Source organism: Paenibacillus forsythiae T98, assembly GCF_000520735.1.
GTDB classification, from domain to species: Bacteria; Bacillota; Bacilli; order Paenibacillales; family Paenibacillaceae; genus Paenibacillus_AQ; species Paenibacillus_AQ forsythiae.
Map to the genome: position 1 here is coordinate 1 of NZ_ASSC01000662.1, position 1,433 is coordinate 1,433.

Genomic DNA, 1,433 nt, shown 5'->3' on the forward strand with positions numbered 1-1,433 from the left:
TCATCCCGACGGTTAAGCCAAGGCTGATACAGAGGACTGTTATTTTTTTGAACATTTGACTCACCCTTTCTCGGCAGATTATTGTAATGGAATTGCATTAAAGTTATTCTAAATTTAAGACGTTCTAAACCTATAAATGGTTGCGCGCCCCGTGGGGACCAACATTTGGGAGTGATAACGAATGACAACCGGTACGGAGAACCTTGGCTTGGGTGCAAACGAAGCGATGCGGTGGGAGCGGGCAATGACGGAGCTGTACACCGGCTTTTTGCATCACGGAACAGAGGCGCTGGAGAGTTTCGACGACGAGGCCGTCCATCAGGCGAGGGTAAGCAGCCGCAAGCTGCTCACGCTGCTGTCCGTTCTGGACCCCGGACATTCCTCCGGCCTTTACGCTATATTCAAGCAGGCGCAGAAGCGGCTTGGCAAGGTGAGGGATGCCGATGTGCTGATCGCGTCCTTCAAGGAAAGGCGCACAGCGGCCAAACGGGATGGCGACAAGCAGACCGCCAAGCTGGTTAAAGCCGTGATCCGGCATCAGAAAGCAGAGCGCAGACGGAGGCGCGCGAAGCTGGCGGATGAGCTGCCGGCGCTCATAAATGGTAAGCTAAAGAGCCAATGGGAGGAATTTATTGAGAAGCGGCTTCCCGGGCTCGTCTCGGGTACCGACGCCAACATTGCGATGCGCGAGCTTGAAGTCGCTTACGAGCAGCAGAAGAAACGGTGCAAGGAGATGTTCAGGCAAGAAAATCCCGGTTCCCGAAAGGCGCTGGATGAGCTGCACAAGCTGCGGATATCGGCCAAGCGTATCCGTTATACCGCAAACGCGGCAGCCTTTGCGCTGGACCAGAAGTTTCACGCGAACGAGGCGATGTATAAAGACATCCAATCCGAGCTTGGGGACATCACCGACAAGCGGGTATGGCTGGAGACTATGGAAGATATCGGCCGCAAGGAACTGGACGCCAGCCGCGCAGCGTGGAACGGCTTTATAGAATCGCTGCAAAACGAGCTGGCGAACGCGCTTCGCCGGAGCACGGTGATCGATGTGCCGGACGCCGAATAGCTCAGGACGAGGCTGAATTTTAGTATTGTAAATGAGAAACGATATCAATTAAAACAAGCAAAAGATATCAGTCCTTAACAGAGAGTGACCGAAGCCAGGCAAGAGACGCCGCCGCTCTTGAACAGTCAGGATGGAGTTGATGGAACATGGATCATTCGGATTACGCGCTCTTTTGGAACCACGCATTCATCAGAGTGCTGGACATCAGGCAAAGCATTGTTGCGATTGGAGAGAAGCCGCGCCCTTATCGTCTTCCGGCCAGCGGATTTATTGTTACCTGCTGTGGAGAGAATCGCGGAACCCGTCATCCTGACCCACTCTTCCTCTTCCCAGGCATGCCAAAGGCTCGCGGATGACAACCAGCCAT

Annotated in this window: 1 protein-coding gene; it reads left to right on the forward strand. The window is 54.1% G+C overall.

The features are described 5' to 3' along the window. Window positions 1-181 precede the first annotated feature (181 nt). A complete protein-coding gene (locus tag L692_RS0120490) occupies window positions 182-1,066 on the forward strand; it encodes a CHAD domain-containing protein (protein WP_025701907.1) in 885 nt (294 codons plus the stop codon). The last annotated feature ends 367 nt before the right edge of the window (window positions 1,067-1,433 follow it).